Source organism: Exiguobacterium sp. s130 (assembly GCF_018619055.1).
In the GTDB taxonomy this organism is placed as follows: domain Bacteria; phylum Bacillota; class Bacilli; order Exiguobacteriales; family Exiguobacteriaceae; genus Exiguobacterium_A.
The window spans coordinates 14445-34679 of the sequence record NZ_JACSNI010000009.1; the positions used below are offsets into that span (position 1 = coordinate 14445).

Here is a 20235-nt window from a genome sequence, read left to right on the forward strand (position 1 = left end):
CTATTTATATGATAGAAACAGTACTAAGTGAATTTCGAAGTCTCTCTAAAGAGTATTCCAAAACACATTTTCGACCTACTCAAAGGACACTTTCATTTAAGGTTTATTGCTGCTCTATGCTTTCGTTCTTTGTTTTATTATTGATTACATCATGGGCACTTTTTCACGCATATAGCTTCAATATAATTGTAAGCTATTTTGTAGTTACCGTTATATTGTTGGGAATTGCCTTGATATCAGAGAAATTTTCCAACAAACATCTTGCTACGTATCGCCTCAAAAAAAATCATTATATAAAGTCTCGCTTAAAAGAGTACTTAAGAAATGATCATCGTATAGTTCAAGCGGAGCAAATGAAGCATTTGTCTGCTATGATTTCGAAAACAATTCAAATTCAAAAAAAGCACTACAAGTTTAATCCGAGCTATTTTTCGATAGTGTTGGCAATGATTTTTGGATTTTCGAAGTTTTGGGACGATGGAACTCTTTTAGTTGCTCTTGGTCTTTGTATTTTGTGCATGTTCCTTTTTGCTATTACACATTTCTTCCTTACTGCCCGAACTAATTACCTCAATTTTAAAGTCGAAACATGTGAGGAAATGCTAAGCCTTATTGATGAAATTACACTCGAGATGCTAATTGATCATCAAAACGAAAAGTCAGTTGTCGCTAAGAAGAAAAGATTCCGCTTGTAGTAGTATTATCGGTAACGAAAAAATCAGTAAAGTACTGGAGGCGCACGAGATGTCCATTCCTTTTATAAAAAATCAAATTTATCAACGAAAAGCGATTCATGATGAGTTTGGTGGTAGTCGTGAGCGTGGAATCAGTATGTCTGCTAAATCTCCGATGATTTTTATTTTTTCGAGCGAAGCAGGAGCAGATTTTGGTTACAAAAATGGATGGAATAATGAGCGTGATCTTTTTTACTATACGGGCGAAGGACGCAAGGGTGATCAGGAATTTAAGATGGGGAATAAGGCGTTACGCGATCATGTTGCAAATGGAAAGGACATCTATCTTTTTAAAAATGTTTCAAAGGGAATGTTTCGTTTCGAGGAACAATTAACTTTAGTAGACTACACCCTTTCTCCGGTTTCGAATGAATCAGGAGAGGTACGAGATGTAATCATTTTTGCTTTTACCGTTTTTGAGAATGCAGTAAATACGAATACCATCGAGTTAGGAACGTCAGGTACGCTACAAGAATTACGAGAACTGGCATTAATGGATACCTCTAACGGGGATGAAACTATTCAACAGAAGAAAGTGCACGTTCGGAAGCGTTCAGAAGCGATCAAAGCATATGCGCGTAAAAGAGCATCTGGTATGTGCGAACTGTGTGAGATGCCTGAGCCATTTCAAGCAAAATCAGGAAGTGCTTTGGATGTCCATCATTTGCTACGACTATCGGATGGAGGTCCAGATCATCCTGAACATGTTGCTGCGATATGTCCTAATTGTCATGCTCATATTCATCGTGGTGTAGAAGGATATAACTTGAATCAAAAGCTGATTGCTAAAATAAGAGGAAAAGAAGAGACACATATAAAAGGTTAAAAAAAAATTAAAAGAGTAAAAAGATCTATCGCATATAAAAACGATAGATCTTTTTACTCTTTAGTTCACTTCTTCATCTACACCAAATTTATCGGCAAAACCATCAACAGGGCGAAATTGAAGGACAGTAGGGATATCACGGAAAAGACAATCGAATGTCCAATAATTCGAAACATCATCAAAGTCGACTTCTGTTAATCCAAATTGATGAGATAACTGCTCCACAACGTTCTCCGTCATTTCAAATACGGAAGTTCCAGTTGCCGTAAGACTACCTTCTTCAATAGTTTGTCCATTTTGCTTAATGAAATAGTCCATTTTTTGTGTACTCAATATGATTTTCTCCTTTGAAATATAGGAAATGCACGCTTACTTAAAATTTACTTCGTATTCGTGAGATTCTTTAAACCAAAACGTAATCAGGCATTACACCCAAGTCGTCCGCCATTGGACCCATCCATTTTCATACCTGCAAAAAAGCTAATCCCAAAAGCCCAAAGTGTTTCTAAAATGATTGAGTTTAAATGTTTTAACAGTGTTTGCATATGCATCGCCTCCCTAATTGTCTCTTCCTCTAGTTGGATACTTAAATAACGCAAAAAAACAATTAGAATAAATGCAGGTAATAGGATGGCAAAGTATCGAAACTTTGGATAATGCCTCATTACGTTTTGTATTTATATACTTATTATGTCACTTAATTTAATCAGTAACAACTTTTTCTGGTTCTAGTTAAAGGATCATCACTCTCTATATACCACTCACTTATTCAGATACTTGAATAGATAAGATTTGCTTGAACGGGACGATCTCGACGTCGAGGTTGCGTTTGACGAGATGGACCTCCTCTTGCACATAGTCGAGCTTCTCAACGAAGGCATCGAAACGATGCGTCAACGGACCATTCATTGCTGTCACCGTGACAATGTCTCCGCTGAAGATGGCATCGTTCAAGGCGTTCTCGATCGTCCCATCGATTGGTCCCTCCGTATCCTCGAACTTGAGATGATGTACCTCTTGGTAATAGCGTTTCAGCAATCCTTTGTGTTCGGGCATGAGGAACGGGATCCACTTCTTATTGCCTCGGTCTTCATAACTCATTAAAACCACTCCTTTTCATAATAAGAACATTTGTTCTTATTATGTTCCTCGTTTCTCTTGTTTTCAATCCGCTTTTTCGCCGTCTCATCAATGCTTTCGTTTCTAACGACGAAAAAAGGCACGACGAATATCTCGTCACTGCCCTAATATGTTTCGACTGTTCGATTGGATGGAGGATTCATTCTCCGACCATGCCGTCATGATCATTGTCCCGCATATATTGGTACAACCAGTGTTATATTTAGGTTAGGAAAGCGAAACTGTTGACACTAAAAGGACCACACATATTAGACATGTCTAATGTGTGGTCCATCTTTATTACATTATTCAACTAAAGCCTTCGTTAGCTTAACAATTTTCTTTCATAGACATGAAAATAGTAGTTATAAGGATTTTCTCCATCCATAACACCTTTTTCAACGGATACTTCATCCCATTCATTGAAATTTACTTCTGGAAAAAATGTATCCCCTTCGAATTCATGATGAATTTTTGTAATATACATCTTCTCGACGTAAGGTAAGAACATTTTATAAATTTGTTCTCCCCCAAAAATAAAAATCTCTTTTTCATTTTTACAAATCTTAAACACATCTTCGATTGAATGGACAATTTCACAACCCTCAAATTTATAATTCTTATCTCTCGTTAAGACAATATTCCTTCTTTGAGGTAAAGCTCTTCCAATTGATTCAAGGTTTTTTCTACCTAATATAATCGGATGTCTCTTTGTAGTATTTTTAACATACTCCCAATCCTTTGGAATTCTCCAAGGGATGTCATTCTCTTTGCCAATCACTCTATTCTTACCCATCGCAACAATTAAAGAAACTTTCATATTTAACACAGCCTTTTTTAACTATTTTACCATGTAATTTCTTATTTCAATTGAAATTCCTTGTTCCACTATCCTGCCCCGTTAATTGAATATCAATGTTTTATTCCGATACCTGTTATGATTAACCTTGCACCCTTATAACATCGGCTAAAAATATAATGTCTTTTTCACTTTTGATTTTGGCACTGTGATTAATTTCGCCTTTGCAGTGCCTTTTTTGAACTTTACATTATTTAACCATTCTATAATTGCATCTGAATCATAATTTGGACAATACTTTTCTCCGTTTTCAAACGCCCAATACTTTTTATTCTTGTTCTCATCAAAGATCCAATTTTCAAAGTCTCTTCTAATTTTGTTAATCTTTCTACCCACTTTAGTTGCACAAGAGATGTATTGTATATGTTCATTACCAAAATTTAATTTAATAATCAAAAAGAGTTCCTCCCATTCTACAATTATCCTGACCCGTTACTTCAAAAAAGCGACCCCTCATTATTGAAGAATCGCACTTTAGTTAAAGAGGGAACTAACGATTTTTGTAATATTCCTCTGGATTTGTTATTCCATTTTCAATAAAAAATTCGGCTTCGTTTTTAATTATTTCAATGTAGTTTCTCTTTTTAAAAGGTTTGGTTATTTTGGTAATGCCTCAAATACTTCCTTTTACTCTTAAATGATCTTGGTATAGAGGCAATCCCCTTTTCTTCTCAATACTAACCATCAATTTGGTATCTTTCTTGTCCATAAAATGCAGTCTAAAATGGAAGAAGTGGTCTTTTTCCCCCAGGGATAGGTTTTGATTTCTAACGTACAATCATCGGGAATCTTTTTAGGAGTTAATACAGTGAAATCTAATTTGTCCATTTAATCCGAAAATATCAAATGATAAAAGCTATTTCAAGTTATTTTCAAAGACGAAACCGTTTGACCATGTACCTACGAGTAAATATTTATCATTTTTGCTAAATTCTGCGAAACAAGCATCTGGAATCTCTTCTACAAAGATTGGAGATAAATCATCAAACCTTAAGATCAAAACCCTTTGACTAAATGTTATTACAATAAAATTCCCATCATTCGATACATGAATATGATAAAAGATTTCCATCACATTTAATTTTTCTTTATCTATAAATTTTTCTTTCCTCAGAATAGTTTTTAAGTCGGACTCAAAAAATATGAGCTCATATCTATTAACCATAATATAAACATTATGAACTGGGTCGTAGATAATTGAGTCCCATAGTAATATATCAGGAAGTTTCCAAATTGAGATTAACGGGTTCGTTAAAGGATTACTTACGAAAAGTATACTTTGTTCTACATTATCATTCTCATCTAGATTTGATACCGTAAATAAATAAGAATTTTTATTTTGAATAAACTGATGATAGGTTATATGTGTACTATCTAGATCAGTCAATACATGATATTCACCAGTTTCAATATTAAAAATCGCAATCTGTTTAGAATTATTAATATTAATCGTATCAAGAATTATTAAAGGATTTTCCATTATCTCAAAGTTTACCTCAACAGTTTGGAAGGATTTTCTTGATTGTATGGTTCTATATAGTTGAAAATCACTGGTATTATACGCACAAATAGTTCCAGTTGTATTTTTAATGTAGAACCATTGACCATCTTGCGAGAATTTTATATAACCAGGATGTTTAGGTTTAGGAAGTTCTATCACCTTTTCCCAAGAATATGTATCATAAACAATAGTCTTACTGCCCATTGTGTGACATAAATAACGATTATCATTTGACATCACTATTTCATATGATGTCTTTAATTTTTTGATAAGCTTCATTTGAAACATGTTGCCCGCTCCGTTCGATAATGCCAATTAGTAATCATTTATAAATGTATTGTCCTGTTATTATGTACATATTCTTAAGATACTAGCCTGCTCGGTTAGTTGAATAAGAATTATATCTTCATAAAGTAATCAGTAAGCTTCTCATTTTCTTTTTCGCGTAATCGTTTATTTTCTTGTTCAAGTTCTTTATTCTTTTTTTCCAACTTTTCAATCTTTCTCTTTAGAGAAGCGATTACTGCATTTTGATTGTTCTCGTCACGTTTAATCCTCGAATCCACAAAAGCATTTTGTTGTTGATTTCGTAAGAAATCGATACGTTCTTTGAGCTCAGTATGATTGTAAAGGGTTGCTTTACTCACTCCAGCTTCTTCTGCTACACTATTAAAGTTAATAGCCTTAGAACTCTTTGTAAGGCGTTTAATAGCTTCTTCAACCTTTTCTTTAGTTTCTTGCTTTCTCTTTTCATGTAGCCGCCTTAATTGTTCCTCACGATCAAAACTAGCCATGTTTAACACCTTTCTTTTTCTCACGTTCTAATTGTCTCTTCATGCGGTCAAATCGACCAAAAATAACATTTCCATCTTTGATTGTTTCGTAAATATTTTGGTACCTTTCCAAGTTCTTTTCGTTTGCTTTAACCATATCTTCACGACCATATTCTTTCGACGCTTCAATCCACTTTGTAGTTGTTTCTATGAGAAGCTCGTACTTCTTAACGTCAAAACTTGACATACCTACTGCTAAATCAAAACAAGGTTTTCCATCGTTTGCAGTAAGACAAGGGGGTTCTGCTGCTAATGGGCAATTCCCGTTGACTCTTGCACGACAGGTCCCATAAGGGTTATCTAAGGCGTTTAACTTCTCGTCTTTCCACAACATATCAAGAATGTCTTTAGGGACATCTTCACTTTCTGAGAGTTGGTTAATTTCCCCATTTATGTCAAAGATAAACACACCTTGTTTCACAACCTTCTCGAACTCTTTACGTTTCGTATCATCTAATAGACGAGCATATTGCAACGTCATTTCGGGTGATGCATGGGCTAATAACTCCTGCACCGTTAAAATATCAGCTCCACCATTTATCATTTTTACTCCAAAAGTATGTCGAAACTGGTGAGGTCTGAAGTGAAACAAATTGCCTGATTCATCAGTAATATTTTTTTCTAACGCTAATTTGTTTAGTTCTTCTCGAACAAAATTCTGACTAAAGGGTCTTCCCTTACGGGAACCTCGGTAACGAACAAAAAGGTATCTTTCAGGATTGTTATCATCATTGCTGTTTTGCTTAGAACGGTCAATTAAAACTGCAATTATATCTGCTAGATGATCATCAATGGGTATTTTGTGACCTATTACATACGTCTTTTCAATATCTGTTGTAAGATTTGATTTTCCGTTTATTTTACCTAAACAATCCTGCGTCAATTCCAATGTATCGCTTAAGCGAAGCCCTGTTTTGAAAGAGATCCAGACAATTGGCTGTACATCTGGATGAAGGTCATTTAGATTATTAAACAGTTGTTCCAATACATAGTCAGGTATGTAATCAATTTCATCCGATGATTTTTTAGGGAGATTAGGAAAGTCTTCAGGATATATTAAACGAAACACCATTTCTTCAGGTGCAAAATCTTCGAACTTCTCTAAAATTTGAAGATCTCTTATAAAAGCACGAACACACTTTAATGCTTGACGAACATATTTTTTAGGGTTTGAATTTTTCTTATTTAATTTGGTTTTAGTATGCTCCTTTAACTCTTCTATGTACGTTTCTATATGCTTTCTTTCAAGTTTTTTAAAATCGTTCCATTTAGGATTTTGTTTTGCAATTGAGTTTAAAAAACGAATAGTGTATGTTCCATAACTTAGAGCTGTACCCCAGGTGAAGTTTTTGCCGCTGATTAGACGACCTTTTATATATTCTTTAAATATTTTACTAAAATTTTTATTCTCTATATTTGAAAAATCAATACGATGACAACTAGTTGATTCATTGAAATCTATCCCGTATTTTTTGTTCAGTACCCGTACATCCCATCGATCCTTCTCCCATTCATCACGGGTATCGGTTAATTGAAAAAGTGTATTATAAATCCTTGCTAAAAAGCCATCTATTTCCGTACGGGCAACGATTTCTTCCCCTCTCATCTTCTTGATGTAAATTGTCTTTTCTCCTTTACCATTCAACCAAAAGGTCCAAAGCTTTTGCTCTCTCTTGATGTCTAAATCAAGAAGGGAAGTGAGATTTGGATGCCTTTCGTTTAAATATTCAGCCAGTTTTCTTAGCGAGCCTGATATACTTTTAAATATAGACAATATTCCCCAACGGTCTGAAAAAATTTGATTGTAGTAAACAAACTTAATCTCCATGTTGACGTTTGGATTTACACAGTTGAAGTAAATGTTATTTACTATTCCTTTTCTCTTGTTATATTGCTCTTCAAAATTAGGGATTTTACCAATCTCATGTATATTCCAAACATCATTGACTAAAAAGTAATCATCATTCACAACTCTTCTTGTTACTTTTCCATCGTTGGAAATATCTTTAACCTCGTAAGTGGATAGGGTGGAAGTGATTAAGTCCCAATATTCACTTTTGGGGATTGAATTATTTGGTATGATTTTATCCAATGTTTGTCCTCCTAAAATACTAATCTACCTCTTAAAAAGGAACTACCTCGTCAGGAATACCTGATTGAAAAATTTCCTCTTTGTTCTCTATGCCTCGCCCAATTTCAAAGGCAAGAGAGGCTTTCTCCCAATCCTTACGAATATCATCTTCAGAAGGGTGAACATATAGGTCAATGGTTGTTTGTATTTGTGCATGACCTAGACGTTCTTGTACTGCCTTTATATTCTTTGTTTGAAGATAAAATATGGTTCCATGTGTATGACGAAATAGGTGAGGAGTAATATATATGCCTGTTTTCCTTTCTATCTCTTTAAGAGTTGCATAAACATCAGAATATGTTAGAGGTTCTCCAGCGTTCTTACCCCAAACCTTTACAAATACAAAGTTATGGTCAGGATTATATTCATCTAGCACTTCGAACAAATAATCATCATACAAGTCCATTAGCCCTTGAGAGATGTCAATCTTTCGTTCTCCAGTCTTCAACTTCCCCCCGTTTGGTAACTCCCCTCTATCTGTTAGTTGGATTTTGTGCTTCCTTTGTATTGCGTCAAATTGAAAGTCTTCAAGAAACAAGGAGAGAACCTCACCTATACGAAAGCCACTTTCAAAAAGTAACCTTACTAAAAATCTATCCCTAATATTAGTAGTAGATTTATAGATTTCATTAACTTGCTCCTTTGTAAATATCTTTACTCTTACTCTAGGTTCGTCTAATTTAAGCACATTTTTGAAACGTGGCTTGTCTTTATTTACATGATATAAAAAATCCTTATATCCATTTCCACCTGCACCTTGAAACATCTTCTTCATCAACTTTTCAACAACATTTGATTCAACAAATTCTTCTCTGTATAGATAATCATAAAATGATGTCACTACCGTAAGGTAAGTGTTTACTGTTCTTTCACTACGTTTAGCCTTAACTTCCTTTTGGGGTACTACTTTATTGCTTTCATATGGATTTCTGAGCCAAGCAACGAAGTCAGATATTATTTGAAAGCTAACTTGCTGATAATCAATTCCTCTTTGTTCTAAGTATGTAAAGTAATATTTCAAAGCCGTACAGTAAGTCTGTAAAGTATTGCTACTACTCTCCTTGTTATAGTGAAACTTCATATACTTCGCAACGGGTTCAATGGGCGATCCATTTGAATCCATAAGCAGAAATACTTTTCTATTACCAATCAATATTTGTTCTACCTTCATAAAAGCATCTCCAACCAATTGTAATTTACGATAGTGCTGCTACTTGTAATGTTTACCGTAATTGTTGTTTCATTAAGGTCCTCGAAACTATCGTTTCTGCGGAGTGCTGTCCTCGCACCGAGGCTACGTCCTCCTTAAAACAAACAAACGTTCGTTGTCTATATTATCCATATTAAACCTTCTAAACTATATTTTCAACCATTATTTAATTAATCTATTATGTTAATAAAAAAGGATAGTTAGTCCCCATATTAGACTAACTATCCTATGAATTATCACCTATATTTAACCAGTACTTCTCCGTGATTGGCATCGCAAAGCCTGCGTCCTTCGCTTCCTGGATTGTCACTTGACCATTGCCGTCGGTATCGACGCGCGAGACATCCTCGGTCGCTGTGGTATCGGCAGAGGACGTCGCTGACGATTCTGTTTTCGTCTCCTTTTTCTTTGTCAGACCGAGTGCAACATTCGTCTCGTCCGGATTGCCGTTCTTGAACCGGTCGACGACGGTGTTTCCACGGACCGTGTAGGTATACTGATACGCGGATGGAATCATCGTCGACGTATCCGGATAGGTAATCTGAGCTTCGAAGTTCGTCGCGCCACCTGCCTTGCGGATGACGTCCTCCATGTACGCCTGATCACCATGACGGTTCAAGGTGCTGTCCTGCGGAGTGATGTTGTAGGCGTTCGAGACGCCACCGAGCGAGTCGGCGATGATATGTCCTTCATCGAGATCCGCGCGTTCGACGCCTGGCACTTTCGCCTCATCAGAGTAATAGCGTCCATCATGCGTGACGTCTTCCGTCGCATCATTTTGGAGGACGATCTTCTTCGCGATGACTCGGACCAACTGTCCATGCTCATTCGTGAACGCCCAGTATCTCCGGTCACCGAAGCCGATGTTGACGACGACGTTCGCCTGCCGACTACCGGACAGGTCTCCGCCATCGACCGTAATCTTTTTATATCCTGTGAAAGAATCCTGCAGAGTCGTCGTTTTTGATTCCGTTGATGCATTCGTCTCCTTTAGTTGCTTGGTTGTACGAGTATCAGCCTCTTTTTCTGGATGTTGATCGGAGTTCTTCTTCGCTTCGGTCTTTTGTGTAGTCGTGTCGTCTTGTTGCGCTACTTGTTCTGTTTGATCTGATGGAGGTGAGGTCGTCTCCATATCTGTACATCCTGCCATCAATAAGACGGCAAGGGGAATCGCTATGTAAGAAATCTTCATGAGTGTACTCCTTTTTCATTCAGTCTATCGTTGCGTCCTTCATTATAACGCTACTTACCAGTTCTTGCTGTCTTAATTGAAATCGGTGGTGCGGTAAATGATCTTTTCAAAGGCATGGAACAGAGCGGTACCGCTCTGTCTGATGGAAAGGGACTGCAAGCCGTCCTGTTTCCGTACTCTAGCTCGCTCCTCGTCGGCGCAAGGGCCATCAAAAAAAGCCGCTGCCGTTCCTCGTCTTCCTCCGCGTTTTGGCTCAAAGCAAAGCTTTTCGCTCGCGGGCTCCGGAAGCCTTCGTCCCGGTGCGCTGTCCGCTTTTTTTGATCTTTCCCTGCGGTCACCCTTGCACCGTCTCGCAACGCTCGCTGCGTTCCCGTCAACAGGACGGCACCGTGTCGGACTGCATCCCACTCGCGAAAGGAGCTTTTCCATGAAACTGACTACACTCGTTGAAATCACTCGTATCCGCCAAGAGGTCCGAGAACCGGACGTCGCGCTCGAGACGACGCACATCACGTCCCCCGAGGACGCGTTCTGTATCGCCAAGCGCTTCATCCAGGACGATGACCGTGAGGTGTTCCTCGTCATCCTACTCAATACGAAGAACCGCGTCATTGCCGTCCATCGGGCACACGTCGGTAGCATCAACTCGAGCGTTGTCCATCCCCGAGAAATCTTCAAGTCCGCCATCCTCAACAATGCGACGTCACTCATCGTCAGTCATCAGCACCCGAGCGGTGACCCGCATCCGTCACGTGAAGATATCGAGGTGACCGAACGGCTCGTCGAGGTCGGACGCATCGTCGGTATCCAGCTTCTTGACCACATCATCGTCGGTGCCGGAGAAGAATACGTCAGCTTGAAGGCACAAGGTGTTCTTTAAAGGGGATAATAGAGCGTAGACGGACGGGACACCTCCGTCCTGTCTGCGTGTAAGGGCATGGATGAAAAACGACGACGTTTTTCTTTTGAGAGAGCGCAAGCGAGTAAGGGATGGATTCGTCCCGAATCCAAGGGCAATGAGAAACCCGCAGTGGACGGATCCACTGCGGGTGTTGGTTTAAAATAAAGTTTGATCAAAATGAAGCGACAAAGGCTTATCTTACGTTAAATTTAAAGAACCCGTTTTGAAAAAAGTTTGATCAAAACGGGTTCTTTCTTTATGAAGTATTACACTATTTTTATAAAAAATTTTGATAATTCTCTACTGTATTCTTCAAAACAGTACCCAATTACGAAAGATCTTATTTTGATAATAACCCCATTATTTCTCCTTCATCATTAATCAACCCCTTAATTTTAGCTGTTGATCTTCAATGAAATATATACAATCTGCTACACAATCAATAAACCTGCGATCATGTGATACGAAGATAATAGTGCCTTTATATGCTGTAATAAATCTTTCTAACGCTTCAATAGCATAGATATCTAAAAAATTGGTTGGTTCATCTAACAATAAAATATTATACTCTCCTAAAAATAATTGACATAATTGTAGACGAATCGCTTCACCACCACTTAATGATTTTACACTTTTTAATATATCTGTGCCGACAAACAACATGGAATGTAGAACGCTTCGTAAAAATCTCTCATCGTATTCAGAACGATTTTTCAGAAATTCCAATACCGTTTCATCCCTTGTATATTGATAGCTCATTTGACGAAAGTATCCAATTTTTGCTTTTAGTGAAATTGTTAAACCGGGCGCATTGATAGCAATATGGTGGAGTAAAGTACTTTTGCCAGCACCATTTTTACCCGAAATTGCAATTTTTTTACCAAGCGGCATTTGAAAACTTACTTCATTTAATAATACTTTATTATCCACTTGAAGAGTAAATCGGTCTGCCATTATCGGAAATTTATTATGCAGCTCTAAATTTCTCGATTGATGGAAGTTTATTTGCCTATCCTCTTTTACAGCATCGACTTCCTGAAGTTTTTCCATTCGTTGCTCAATGGCCTTTGCTGCACGCTGCATAGCTTTTTGGCTCGTACCTTTGGATTTTGTCATAAAGGACTTATCCGGCTTTGCATTCGCATCTTTTTTTGACAATCGACCTGCTTGTGCAACTTTTTCAGCTTTCTTCATTTTTTCTTGTGCTGCTTTTTCTAGCCTGCTCTTTTCTTTTATGAACTGTTCATGTGCTTTACTCTGCTGTTCACGTTCTAACTTCTTTTGTGCCATGTAGTCGCTGTAATTTCCTGAATAGATTCGTACCTTACCTTCATGAACTTCCCAAATTGTCGTAACTAGTTCATCTAATACAGAACGGTCATGACTAATTAATACAAGCGCTCCGTAGTAATACCTAAGTTCATCGAGCAAAAACGAAATCCCCTCTTGGTCTAAGTGAGTAGTCGGCTCATCAATTAATAAAGCTTCATAATAATGAGTAAACAATTTAGCGAGTTTCATCCTTGTTTGTTCCCCACCGCTTAGCTGATTAGAGTCTTTTGGTACGTCTAATTTTCCAAGTAACACTGGATCAGCATCACGTACTGATGGAGTTTCAAGTTGCTCAAAATAGCCATTCTCAACAAGCCGATTCACCTTTCCCGTTGTTGGCTTAATGATACCCGCCAGTAATTTTAGTAACGTGCTTTTACCTGCACCATTTTTACCGACTATGCCGATACGGTCAAATTGGTGTACAGCTAATCTTTCAATCTTTAAAACCTCTTTATCTAGATATGTCACTTCTACATTTTCTAATTCAAAACAGATTTGTTCCATCTTTCGCTACCCCCGAAATATTTTTATTCCGTATCGATAGCTAGAATCGATACGAGCCTCTTTCTCAAAACCAAGCTCGTATCAAAAGAATAGTAAAAATTGCATGAAATTCCCCTCCTATTTTGCTTTTCTTACGATAACAGCATTTAATACAATTAATATACCTGTAATCAAAAATAATACGGCCACATTTGTTAAGTGGATCAGAACCCCAGCAAATGCGTAACCCAACGGTGTTGCAAGTAATGCCAAACTTCCAACAAAACTAAACACTCTCCCAAGTAAATGAGGTTCAATTTCGGTTTGGATAAGAGCATAAAACGGAGCTGAAAATAATGGACCAGACAATCCCACTAGACCAGCCATTACGATAAATCCATAGAATAAAGTTGATGGAAGTGTGCCAGAAATGAATAAGGCAATCCCCATCAGTATCATTCCGCTAACAATGAGTTTCAATTTTTCAAATCGATCTCCGAAAATCCCCATTAATATACCACCAAAGATGAGGCCAACAGCAAAAACAATTTCGATTATTCCAGCTTCAACTACGCCCTTCTCGAAATGATTTCGTGTCATAAGCGGAAAGTAAGTGCCTAGCGGAATATACAGCACCGAAACAATCGTAATCGTGACTGTTAACCTTAATAAAACAGGATGTTTTACAAGTGCATGATATCCTTCTTTCATATCGCTGATAAAACTAGAAGAATCAACAGTTTCTGAACTCTGTACATTTGGAATGTGAATAAATAGCAAAATACTACTAGCAATTACTGCCCCAAAGACATCTAGTAATAGAACCCACTCAACGGAGCTTATCGCTAGTAATGACATCCCCGCTGCTGGACCAACAATATTTGATATAGAAGCCACTGTCTGTCCCCATCCAGAAACTTTTGTCAAATGCTCTTTTGGGGCTATTAGTGGAATAGACGCTTGCATAGCCGGCATATGGAATGCAGTTGCTAATGAACGAACGATCAATACAATTATCACCAATATAATACTCGGATCATAAAAATACATTGATACAAATAAAGCTAAACTTCCAAGTGCAACCGTCATATCTGCAATTATCATAATCACTTTTCGTGAATAACGATCAGTAATAGTTCCTGCAAAAGGACCTAACAATGCTTGTGGCATAAATCCAGCCAGTCCTGCTAATGTTAAAATCAGTGGAGAACCTCCTGATGTATCTGTTAACCACCAAATGATACTAAATTGAACAGCAGCACTGCTTAATAGTGAAAAGAACTGCCCTGTAAAAATCGCAATAAATTTCCGTTTCCAATTCATATTATCCATTTTCCCTACCTCCAAATAATAAAAAAATCACAAGCATCTGCTTGTGATTTTAGAGTAAAGGGAAAGAGATCCATCCTTATTTTTTGTGACTTGTAGAAAGTCATCACTAAACATACCTAGCTCTAGCATGAGCATGGCTAAGAAAGTGAAAAAGATAAAAATAAAGAAGGGCAGAACAAGTCGCCTTTCTCATCATAACATCTTTCCATCCCAAATAAATCAAACAGTATATTGCCTACATCAAAATAGTTAGACAAACCACAAGTATGGATTGGGTGGATTTTTGAAATGAAGATTATTAAAAAAGGACAGACTACTCCCGTTTACTCTGTAAATACAAACAGAGCCTTTGAACGTATTTAATTACTTGTTCAAAGATAGGGAACGTAGTCTCATAGAATGTGTCATTTTTAATAATCCTCCTAATAGTTTATAAAATACATTAGTAATTATATATTTTTAATAAAAAAAGTCAAGTTAACTAAGACTATTTTTCTTGCACTGTACTGAATACCCTTTGGCATAAATACCAATATTTCAAAACTTAATATATATTTATCATAAATTTCTTCTGTTATGTGGTATTTTGGATAATGGCCCGTTTGCAGAAAAAAGATTACGGGTAGAAACTATAATCTCCCTTTCCATTTACTATTTTATAGATTGTTCTGCCTTGTATCAAGTGTTTGCCGTGCTTGCATAAAAAGTTGCATAAACAATGTTCCACTAAAAAGAGACAAATGGCCGTTATATCAATGTTTGTCGCTTTTCCCTATGCCCCCAAACTTCCATTTGGGAACGTTATTATATTTATTGATGTATACGTTATAAATCCTTTTTAAACTACAGCACTTTCGTTTGTTTAAGTAGATTACTTCACAAATATAATAAATAAAATCTCATTTAACTATACTATCTACCAAAAAACAGGGTAACAGCGAGCTGGATTTAGGTCAAGGTTTCGGACACACAAAAGTTAAGTTTTTGTTTTGTCGCAACCACCATTTATGGAGTGTTCCATTTAAGTGTATTAAAAGGATTATTTATTAAACGTCTGAGATTTTACTGAATACCAACTTTTTAAAGTTACTCGTGTGCTTTACTTTATAAATCGCTAGGCTCTTTTCCCATTTAACTAAACCTTCTTTTAACCAACTACCTGAGCTGAATATAATGTATTTTAGTAAAGGCTCAATATGCAATTTAATATTTGAACAATCTAAGGATGTAATAATTAAAGTAGAAACACTACGCCCAGCGCGTTCAACTTCTAACAATGCAACTTCTTTTCCATTCCTTATAGACTTGTTCCGCCAATATCCCCCATTGAACGGCTGTTATTAACTGCTTTGACAGTCTTTTTAGTGTTGTGATCAATTCCCTCGCGTTGTTTGGATGAAGTTATTCTTTGTTTAGTAATTACTAGAGCATCTACGTATTCATGAGTTAAAGTATCAGTCATTACTTCATCAAATTCATTTGTACGTCCATCAACTGTTACATCCGCTTCATAATCGCCTAAAGTTGAAAGGGGGAGAATTATACGTTTTCTTGGTTCATTCGATTTTTCATGACGAACAAGGCTAGGGTGAGTAATTTCCAAATTAGAAACCTGCAATTCTTTATCTAGCATCGCCTTAATATATAGAACTGTATATCCTGTTGGTGTTTTTTTCACACGTAGCTTTAGTTTGATTGGTGTTTGAAATGGCCATTCAAACTTAAGAGAGTCATTAAAATGAAAATTACTAGCTATACTTTCATATACTTTACGAGCGTTATTGTTCATTAATAGCCACACTAAATGATGTAAATACTCGTTCTTTAAATACTTTGCATTGTATGAAGACGCGAAGTGTAATCGTAATAAATCCGACTCATATTGTTCTGTGAAATATAACGGGAAAGAGTTCATTTCAAATAAACAATTCAACAGGAATGCATTCGGTGCAATGATTCCTCTAAGCACTTCAATTAAAGGTAGGTAGAAACGCTCCCCATTGTATTTGATAACGAAAGTTTGCGATATTTCTGTATATTTTGTCCCGCGTATTGAATAGTTTTGTTCAAAATAGCCAACGTAATTTGGATCTATTGTAATGATAATTTCTTCAGTTTGGTTAGGTGAGATAGGTTGCGTAATAACCCCATCTACGTAATAATGCTGGATTCTTAAAGAAGCTAATACAGTCCAATCAACTATTAACTTTTCAGTTGTATAATATCCATTAACTTTTCCACTAAAATAAACTGGCAGCACAATCTTTTTTTCGTATCTAAAAGGTGCACCGATCCATTCTAATTTCACGCGTGCACCTTGATCAAACGGCCAATTCTTAAGCTTTATATCTTTGCTTTTCATCGATTCCACCTTCCTGTAAATACGCCTCTAATATTGACCGAATCGTTTTAAAATCCTTTGACTTTATCCCTGCCAATCTTTGAACACGCCACAATTTCACATCGCTTGATTCATTTTTCAAATTATCAATGATTCTACAGCATCTGCGAATTTGAAATTGTTCCACACTTTCCGTAATTTGCTCAAGTAAACGCTTTGTAATAGGCAGCTGTTCTAAATGTCTTTCAAGATTGGCTATTATCCCTAAACGTTTACCTAAAAGAGATGTCGTAATTCGAATAGGCTTCTCAGACGCCCATAATTGCTCATATAGCGTTTTTATTGCAATTGTATAGCGGGTAAGAAAGTACATCTATTCTTTTCTATATAGATAGAAGGGTGTTATGGAGGATGCAGTAGTGAGACAGTAGTGGAGTGTACGAAGGTTTGAGGAGAGATAGCTGATTGAAGTGAATCGATCCTCTTGTAGATAGGTAGTGATGCTCTTTCTACTGGATGTACAGCATAAGAAGATTTTTCGGGCTCATGCGTGAGGCTGTAGGCTGCACGCAGCAACATCCTCATCGCACCGCTACCCTCCTGCCGGACCGATAACGAGAGCTGCGACTCGCCTGCGCGAGGCATCTCTACGTTCCTGTTCCTTGCGACAGAAGGCACGGAGCGAAATAGAATAAAATATGGATTTTAAATGAATCTTTTATTTTAAAAAAAGATGAAGCTTTTGATAGATTTTTTGAGCATTTTCGACGGTTCTGTTGGAAGGCGCAGAAGTCAAGACTTCAAGAGAGAACTCTTTCCGCATCTCTTCAAGCACGTGTTCGACTTGCTGTCGCTTCAGAGGTGAGTCTGTTGCATGTAAAAGTCGTGAATACATCTCGAGAAACTCTTCTAAAGCAACTTGTCTACAACGGTCTTGAAAATCAGACGAGTGCATGAAATGTTCTCCTTTCCATCATTTTCGCTAGATGCGGTGAAAAAATAGTAAGTAAAATAAGATGATTTTTTTGATGATGTTCCTATTGGCTGTTGTTATGGCTAACAAAGTATAACGTCCACCACACGTGTGATTAGCTCTGTTTCTCATAGTAGTTTGTCGGGACATACTAGATGAATCAGTCGATGATATGAAGCAAAACTGATCAGATAGAAGCGGTTTCGACACTTGGGGTGGAAGTGTGAAGAAGTTCGACAAGTTGATCTCGATTATCGAGTAAGTCCTCCAAAGAATGTTTCGCAAGTTCTTGATGAAAAGCGCGCAGTGCCTGTCCGAGAATCCCTTTGAGACGACAGGCAGGGGCGATGAGGCATTGCCCGTTCGGACTGAAGCATTCGACAATATCGAGCGGTTCCATCTGACGGACGACTGTTCCGATGTTAATCTCTTTTGGAGCATGCGTCAGTCGGAGTCCTCCGTTTCGTCCTCTGACAGATTCAACATAGCCAAGCTTCGTCAATTGCTGGGTAACCTTCATCAAATGATTCGGGGAGATTGCATAGTGTTCTGCGATTTGTGGCATCGGTACGATTTCATTAGGATGAGCAACGAGGTATATCAAAGTACGAAGTCCGTAATCGGTGTATTGTGTGATGCGCATGGTTATCACTCCGTTCGAACAAGGAATGCTTATTTTACTTTCGTTTATCAATTGCAGTCAGTAAAATAGTCAGCATCCTCAGTCATAAATGTAATTCAGGAATTCCGTAGAATCTCTTATTTTGGTGACGCTGTATCTTGATAATAAGTGGAAGCACTACTGAATTCAATACTCGTAGAAAATAAAGATAGGATGAATGATTCAAGTGAAGTCATAAAGTGATGAGTAGTCGCATAGAAACGAGAAAACTGTAGGGGAGGGCAATCAGTCGGAAATCTAAAAAATTCTTCAGAAAAGTGATGGTCAGGCAAGGAGATACTCCACTCGTGAGAAGAGAGGTTTATACATAAGACAAGACGCTGCCTGACATCCGGATGGACGAAGTTTTGAAAATCCAATTGCTCTTGATCGAGAAGTGAATACAGTCGTCGATACTCGACCAGTGAAACCGCTCTTTTCTTTTGAATGATCCGGATCGATAGAAGTCCAACGTTTTGTAAGATGTCATGATGTTGGAAGTGTTGAGACAATCTTGGCATGAGGGTCAAACATTGTGGTCCCGATGAGGTCGACATAACGAGTTTTCTCCTTTCTATCACAGCCTTAATACTGTTTAACAACAGCATAAATATGTTATTAATACCTTGAATCCAAGGGATATAAACTTCTTATACCCTGATAATTTATTAGTACTTTTGATACTAGTTTTTAGAGGGAGAAAATAATAAAAAAAGACTAAAAACATTGATACTTATTTCAAAAAAGATGTATTTTAAATAGCCCTTTATAACTATATTTATATATACATAATGAGGAAATACAAATTGTGCATCTAAAAAAATAGACGTCAAGAGGGTGAAGATAATGGATTCGGATACAGTCAATCTTTCTTCTGGTATAGTGTTGGATTCTTTAAAAAATCATGTAGCGATGATTCGATTTGATTTGCAAAGAAAAGTAGTCGATGTAAATGATCTCTTTGCGAAGACGATGAAATATCGGAAGGAAGAGATGATTGGTATGTATCATCACCTGTTTTGTCCTCCCTCCTTTGTCAATAGTAATGAGTATAAGGAATTTTGGGAGAAGCTGTTTTTCGGATTAAGTACTTCTGAAAAAATCGAACGAATTGATTCTCTTGGAAATTCCATCTGGTTAGAAGCGACCTACATGCCATTGATTGAAGACGGTCAGGTCGTCGGGGTCGTCAAAATTGCGACGGATATTTCGGAGCGGCAACAATTAGTCGAAACGTATGCGAAGACGTTCGATACAATCGCAGAGACACTTGACGAAAGAGCACTCTATGGGATTAAAGAGAGTGGATTATTGAAGAAGACGATTGAACATATGGCGAACGAGACGTTAGCGAATTATAAGGTCGTCCAAAACCTACAAAAACAGGCGGACGAGATTACACAGATTACTGCGACCATTAAAGGGATTGCTTCTCAAACCAATTTATTATCTTTAAATGCATCAATCGAGGCGGCGCGAGCCGGTGATCATGGTAAAGGGTTCAACGTCGTCGCAACAGAAGTCCGAAATCTATCGAAACTTGTCGAACGTGCTGTGGTGGATGTTCGGACAACGACTGAAAAGATGAACGGAGAACTGCAAAAAGTATTAAAGGTAATGGACCAATCAGCAAAAGATACGACGGACAGTCTTCAAGTGATGGAGAAAACCGTCGACAGATTCAATAGTATGGGAGAAACGGCTGGAGAGTTAAACGTGACCGCTAAAGCCTTTACGTCGATTGTTTGAGTGGTGCGATGACTCACTCGATGCTTTATCATACGATTCAAGTCCTTGATAGTAA

The 20235-nt window shown here is 37.4% G+C and carries 20 protein-coding genes; 4 read left to right on the forward strand and 16 right to left on the reverse strand.

Annotated elements, in window-relative coordinates:
• The first annotated feature begins 8 nt into the window (after positions 1-8).
• Both HZS85_RS15505 and HZS85_RS15510 read left to right on the forward strand, forming a co-directional pair.
• Positions 9-695, forward strand: coding sequence for a hypothetical protein (locus HZS85_RS15505; protein WP_214808640.1), 687 nt, complete (start codon positions 9-11; stop codon positions 693-695).
• Positions 696-744: 49 nt separating this feature from the next.
• Entirely contained in the window at positions 745-1560 is an 816-nt protein-coding gene (locus HZS85_RS15510) for an HNH endonuclease (protein ID WP_214808643.1), read from the forward strand.
• 60 nt (positions 1561-1620) lie between these two features.
• On the opposite strand, the gene HZS85_RS15515 is transcribed toward HZS85_RS15510, so the two are convergent.
• The 10 genes from HZS85_RS15515 to HZS85_RS15555 form a co-directional block, all read right to left on the reverse strand.
• Positions 1621-1893, reverse strand: coding sequence for a hypothetical protein (locus tag HZS85_RS15515; RefSeq protein ID WP_214749455.1), 273 nt, complete (start codon positions 1891-1893; stop codon positions 1621-1623).
• Between the two features lie 86 nt (positions 1894-1979).
• On the reverse strand, positions 1980-2105 hold the full coding sequence (locus HZS85_RS16920; protein ID WP_256442769.1) for a hypothetical protein: 126 nt from the start codon (positions 2103-2105) through the stop codon (positions 1980-1982).
• Between the two features lie 220 nt (positions 2106-2325).
• Positions 2326-2661, reverse strand: coding sequence for a YolD-like family protein (locus tag HZS85_RS15520; protein ID WP_214808647.1), 336 nt, complete (start codon positions 2659-2661; stop codon positions 2326-2328).
• 343 nt (positions 2662-3004) lie between these two features.
• A complete protein-coding gene (dfr, locus tag HZS85_RS15525) occupies positions 3005-3499 on the reverse strand; it encodes a DfrD/DfrG/DfrK family trimethoprim-resistant dihydrofolate reductase (RefSeq protein WP_154750356.1) in 495 nt (164 codons plus the stop codon).
• A 147-nt stretch (positions 3500-3646) separates the two neighbouring features.
• Entirely contained in the window at positions 3647-3934 is a 288-nt protein-coding gene (locus HZS85_RS15530) for a hypothetical protein (protein WP_154750357.1), read from the reverse strand.
• 460 nt (positions 3935-4394) lie between these two features.
• Complete coding sequence (locus tag HZS85_RS15535; protein ID WP_154750358.1) at positions 4395-5327, reverse strand: hypothetical protein; 933 nt, start codon at positions 5325-5327, stop codon at positions 4395-4397.
• Between the two features lie 110 nt (positions 5328-5437).
• On the reverse strand, positions 5438-5833 hold the full coding sequence (locus HZS85_RS15540; RefSeq protein ID WP_154750359.1) for a DUF6262 family protein: 396 nt from the start codon (positions 5831-5833) through the stop codon (positions 5438-5440).
• On the reverse strand, positions 5826-7964 hold the full coding sequence (locus HZS85_RS15545) for a tyrosine-type recombinase/integrase (RefSeq protein ID WP_214808478.1): 2139 nt from the start codon (positions 7962-7964) through the stop codon (positions 5826-5828). Before HZS85_RS15545 ends, HZS85_RS15540 begins: the two co-directional genes overlap by 8 nt.
• A gap of 31 nt (positions 7965-7995) precedes the next feature.
• A complete protein-coding gene (locus tag HZS85_RS15550) occupies positions 7996-9174 on the reverse strand; it encodes a tyrosine-type recombinase/integrase (RefSeq protein WP_154750361.1) in 1179 nt (392 codons plus the stop codon).
• A 265-nt stretch (positions 9175-9439) separates the two neighbouring features.
• Positions 9440-10405, reverse strand: a complete 966-nt coding sequence (locus tag HZS85_RS15555) for a DNA/RNA non-specific endonuclease (RefSeq protein ID WP_214856791.1) — start codon at positions 10403-10405, stop codon at positions 9440-9442.
• 427 nt (positions 10406-10832) lie between these two features.
• On the opposite strand from HZS85_RS15555, the gene HZS85_RS15560 reads away from it, so the two are divergent.
• The gene (locus HZS85_RS15560) at positions 10833-11285 is read left to right on the forward strand and encodes a JAB domain-containing protein (protein WP_316500097.1); all 453 of its coding nucleotides are present in this window, start codon (positions 10833-10835) and stop codon (positions 11283-11285) included.
• A 402-nt stretch (positions 11286-11687) separates the two neighbouring features.
• On the opposite strand, the gene msr(G) is transcribed toward HZS85_RS15560, so the two are convergent.
• From msr(G) to HZS85_RS15590, 6 genes are all read right to left on the reverse strand, one after another.
• Positions 11688-13145, reverse strand: coding sequence for an Msr family ABC-F type ribosomal protection protein (gene msr(G) / locus HZS85_RS15565; protein WP_214808484.1), 1458 nt, complete (start codon positions 13143-13145; stop codon positions 11688-11690).
• A 117-nt stretch (positions 13146-13262) separates the two neighbouring features.
• Complete coding sequence (locus tag HZS85_RS15570; protein ID WP_101035418.1) at positions 13263-14456, reverse strand: macrolide efflux MFS transporter Mef(F); 1194 nt, start codon at positions 14454-14456, stop codon at positions 13263-13265.
• A 1046-nt stretch (positions 14457-15502) separates the two neighbouring features.
• Positions 15503-15757 (reverse strand): Tn7-like element transposition protein TnsE, encoded by a 255-nt coding sequence (locus tag HZS85_RS16995; RefSeq protein WP_353048879.1) that lies wholly within the window; start codon positions 15755-15757, stop codon positions 15503-15505.
• Complete coding sequence (locus HZS85_RS15580; protein ID WP_214808490.1) at positions 15754-16818, reverse strand: hypothetical protein; 1065 nt, start codon at positions 16816-16818, stop codon at positions 15754-15756. The genes HZS85_RS16995 and HZS85_RS15580 overlap by 4 nt, the downstream gene beginning before the upstream one ends.
• Positions 16793-17170 carry a hypothetical protein gene (locus tag HZS85_RS15585; protein ID WP_214808492.1) on the reverse strand — a complete coding sequence of 126 codons (378 nt, stop codon included), beginning with the start codon at positions 17168-17170 and terminating at the stop codon, positions 16793-16795. The genes HZS85_RS15580 and HZS85_RS15585 overlap by 26 nt, the downstream gene beginning before the upstream one ends.
• 787 nt (positions 17171-17957) lie before the next feature.
• Complete coding sequence (locus HZS85_RS15590) at positions 17958-18413, reverse strand: Rrf2 family transcriptional regulator (protein WP_214808498.1); 456 nt, start codon at positions 18411-18413, stop codon at positions 17958-17960.
• 864 nt (positions 18414-19277) lie between these two features.
• Between HZS85_RS15590 and HZS85_RS15595 the strand changes: the two genes are divergently transcribed.
• Positions 19278-20180, forward strand: coding sequence for a methyl-accepting chemotaxis protein (locus HZS85_RS15595; RefSeq protein ID WP_214808501.1), 903 nt, complete (start codon positions 19278-19280; stop codon positions 20178-20180).
• Positions 20181-20235 lie beyond the last annotated feature (55 nt).